General features: G+C 37.8%; 1 protein-coding gene and 1 pseudogene. Both read left to right on the top strand.

Annotation, left to right across the window (positions count from 1 at the left end; genetic code table 11):
- Positions 1–1,804: T9SS type A sorting domain-containing protein (locus tag BUC23_RS17055; protein WP_139259981.1), on the top strand; the 1,804-nt coding region annotated here is incomplete at its 5' end.
- Between the two features lie 727 nt (positions 1,805–2,531).
- A pseudogene (locus BUC23_RS17595) lies at positions 2,532–4,576 on the top strand (HYR domain-containing protein); the annotation flags it as partial.

Genomic DNA, 4,576 nt, shown 5'->3' with positions numbered 1-4,576 from the left:
AAATAATACTAATAGTGCTGGATTAGATCAGGCTAAATGTCAAACTGCTCCATCTGGACCTACTTCATTTACTCTGGCAGGTACTGCAAGTGGTGGTACTTCAGCATGGTCACAAGTTGGTCAAACAGGTACTGCACAAGCTACTATTGCTACTCCATCTTCATTAACTTCTACAGTTAGTGTTGCTGGTATTGGTACCGTTACATTACGACTAAGTACTACTAGTAATTGTGGAAATCCTACAGACGACGTAGTGCTAACAGTTAACGCAAATCCAACTGCTGCTGCAGGACCTGATGAAGCTAAATGTCAGACTGCTCCATCCGGACCTACTTCATTTACTTTGGCAGGTTCAGCATCTAATGGTACATCAGCTTGGTCACAAGTTGGTCAAACAGGTACCGCACAGGCTACTATTGCTACTCCATCTTCATTAACTTCTACAGTTAGTGTTGCTGGTTTTGGTACCGTTACATTACGATTAACCACTACAAGTAATGCAACACCGTCATGCGGAAATTCAACCGATGATGTTGTGTTAACAGTAAATCCGAATCCGATTTTGGTAATTACAAGTCCTCCTTCAGTTTGTTCTCCGTTGACAGTTGATTTAACTGCTGCATCAGTAACAGCAGGAAGTACATTGTATGGAGCAACCTTGACTTATTGGACTAATGCAAGTGCAACAATACAGTTGGCAAATCCAAATGCGGTTTCAATATCTGGAACATATTATATAAAAGCCACAACGACTGAAAGTTGTTACGATATCGAGTCCGTTTCTGTATTAATTGAATCTTGTGCCAAAGCTTTATGTACTTATACTCAAGGGTATTATGGAAACCTTGGCGGTATGTCTTGTGCTCCTGATGATGGTGGTGTTTTTTCTAATAAATACACAACCTTAGCGCTTATAGAAAGAGCTTTAAGTTCTTATAGCGGAGGTGTAATGACAATTGGTTCTTCAGGAAATACAGTCGTAATTACTAATACACCAGCAGATAGAATGGCTATTATAGACGTTTTACCAGGTGGAGGAGGTAGTTATGTATTATCAGGAGTTAATTATATTAATTCGTTGCCTAGTAGTTATTTGACTAAAAAAGGAACTCTTAATAACACTTTATTGGCTCAAACCATCACTTTAGGTCTTAACTTAGGCATCAATGGTGCACTTGGTGATTTTGCATTGCAAGGTGGTAAAATTGCAACTGCTGCTCCAGAAGGTGGTTGTGGATCTGATATCCCTAAAGCCCGTTCTTGTAATTCTGACGGAACAGTGAATAATGAATATCAACGTTATGATATTCCTGCAAAGGTCGTTAATGCATTAACTGATAAAACAGTTCAAGGATTGTTTGATTTAGCCAACACAGCGTTAGGAGGAGGTTCTACAAATGGTCTTTCTCTTTCAGATATTGCAGGTGCTGTTGATGCAATCAACAATGCTTTCGATGGTTGTAGAATATTCATGGGTTATGATGTTCCACTACTAGAATGTCCAATTACTTTGGCACCAACTCAAACAACCAGTAAAATGGAACTAGCCGGTTTTGATGCCTATCCTGTTCCCTTCAAAGATGTACTTACTATTAAATACAACTTTGATTATGTGTCCGATGTTAAAATTGAAGTAGTCAATGCAACTGGAAGAACAGTACTTACCAAAGAAGATACGAATAGTTATTTAAACAAAGAAGTTGCTTTAAACCTTAAAATGAATAGAGGACAAGAGCAAGTTTACGTTGTGAAAGTAACTACGAATAGAGGAAGCAGTGTGAAAAAAGTGATGTCTTCAAAGTAGATTGTTATAACTGTCTAATCCTAAAAATATAGAGAAGGATTAGCGATAAAAAAAAACTTCGAAAGTGAAAATTTTCGAGGTTTTTTTTATTCTTTTTTGATGATGCTTTTTTTGATGCTGAATTATGTGGTTTAAAATAAAAATGTGTTTTTTAGATTGTATTAAAATACTGTAAATCAATAATTTAACATAAAAAAATATTTGTTTTTAATGCTTTTCTGGTATAGTAATTTTCTTAATTAGCGGGTATTTTATCGGATATATTTGTTTTTTATCGGATTTAAATTTATTGAAAATTGTTGTTTTTAAACCATTGATTAACTTTAGTATAGCAAATAAAGGAATAGAATTTAGAGCTGTTTTTTTTCTAAAAATGACTTGACGGTGAACAAAGGAATTTAAGTATTGCTCCCCACAATATAATTTCCTTTTAATGATGATGTACTTCATAAGATTGTTTATGAAGATGTATTGCTTAGTAAGTTTTGACACTCAAAACGTAAGCTTTCTGTTTTTGTTATTCTAACTTTTTAATTTAAAAATTAGGTTTTTTAAGTTTCCTTAAAGCCCCAATTTGGTTATAAAAGTTTGTTTATTCCCCCAAAATAAAATATGCTTTTGATGATGTCGGACTTCAGTTTTTATGAAGATTATTTTTTATTCTAGTTTTTCCCAAGTCTTTAAATTTCTTACTTAATATAACGTATGATCTAAAAATACTATTATTATGAAAAAGAGTACAATTTCGAAGTTTTTCGAAGTTTTTACGAGCAAAATAACACATTGCTTTTTACCGAAAGACAGCGTTTCTAAATTAGATTTTTATAGATCTAATGAGAGAAATCCAATTAATTATCTAACAAGAATAGAAACCTATTGTTGGCTAAATAAATTTGTTGCACCTCTAGTATTGGGCGTAATTTTAATGACAGCAAATAATACTAGTGCTCAAAACATTCTGGGAAGAGCACCAGTTTTAGCCCCTAAGGGAGGTTTTGGTGTTGATGGAAATGCATTTGTTAAGTTTCCGGGTCCGCCAGCAGATAATCCAGCTTGGGGAGATTTTTTATTTGAGAATCAGGCAGCCCCTGTCACAGCAAATCCCGGAGGGATATTTGTGCCTATACCTCCCCTAATTAACGGTCTGCCTTACACTTATCCGGACGGGCCATTACCACCTGAATTTTATGTGTACCCTAATACAGTTTTTTTTAGAGATAATATCACAGCCAGTGATCCAACTACTTTTACCAGTAGTAATAAGATCGATGATGTAGTAAGCTCTTATACTTGGGGCGTAGGCTCTTCACCAGACAAAAATGAAATTCAAAATGCAATTGCTCATTTTACTTATGGGGATCCTGTTTTGGGAGGATTAGATACTGATTTATGGCTGGTTTTCGCTGCGGACCGTCAGGTGACTAACGGAAGCAGTTATATCGATTTTGAGATTCTTCAAAAACCGTTAACTATGACTACGACGGGAACTGACTCAAAAGGGTTTGCTTTTGGAACCTTTACCTCTGCGGCGGGTACTCCTAGCGGACGTACTGTTAATGATCTTTTAATAACTATTGAGTTTACCCAAGGAGGAGTAGCAGCAAATGTGGTTGTTAGAAAATGGCTTGGAACTAAATATAGTGATCCTTTTACCCCAGCTGTCGGGACCGTTTATGGTACGAATAATTTCGTAACAACTGTGGTGCCCTATCCTGTTTATAATCAAGCTCCTGTTGCTACCAATCCTAATTTATGGGCTTATGCTCCAAATCAATGGGCAGAAGGGGCTGTTAATATAACTCAAGCTTTAGGGGTTCAAAATGATCCTTGTTTTGCAGTTAGTACTTTATTTGTAAGAACGAGAACTTCCGGTTCTTCCGGTCAATCAGAATTAAAGGATTTTCCTGGAGCACCTTTTCAATTGCATTTATGTACTGATAAAATACCGCCGACTATTGTCTGTCCAACAGTAACCTCTCCAATTAATTGTCCAGCCACACCTTCCTTCGGTGTAGCAACAGTTATCGATAACTGTCCTGGAAACATCCCAATAACTTTTGCCGATGTGACCACTCCAGGCAACTGTCCGGGTAGCTACAGCGTGACCAGAACATGGACGGCTACCGATGGTTGCGGCAATATCGCCACCTGTAGCAGAACTATTGTGGTTCATGATACCACTCCTCCAGTAATTACTTGTCCTACGGTAGTATCACCAATTATTTGTCCTGCCACACCATCTTTCGGAGTAGCAACCGCTACCGATACTTGTGACCCAAGTGTGGCAATAACTTTTGCCGATGTAACCACTCCGGGGAATTGCCCTGGTAATTATAGTGTAACCAGAACATGGACCGCTACCGATGATTGTGGTAATACAGCAACTTGTAGCAGAACTATTGCAGTTCAGGATACTACACCTCCAGTAATTACTTGTCCTACAGTAGTATCGTTAATAAACTGTCCTGCCGCTCCTAATTTTGGAACAGCAACAGCTACCGATACCTGTGACCCAAGTGTGGCAATCACTTTTGTTGATGCAACCACTCCAGGGAACTGTCCAGGCAACTACAGCGTGACCAGAACATGGACTGCTACAGATGATTGCGGAAATACCGCTACCTGTAACAGAACCATCAATGTCCAGGATATTACACCTCCGGTAATTAATTGTCCTACAGTAGTATCACCGATTAATTGTCCTGCCACTCCGACTTTTGGTGTAGCAACAGCCACCGATACCTGTGATCCGAGTGTGGCAATCACTTTTGC

Origin of the sequence: Flavobacterium xinjiangense (assembly GCF_900142885.1) — a bacterium.
Classification (GTDB): Bacteria; Bacteroidota; Bacteroidia; order Flavobacteriales; family Flavobacteriaceae; genus Flavobacterium; species Flavobacterium xinjiangense.
Note: the sequence above shows the minus strand (reverse complement) of the source record. Positions and strands in the feature narration are given on the sequence as shown.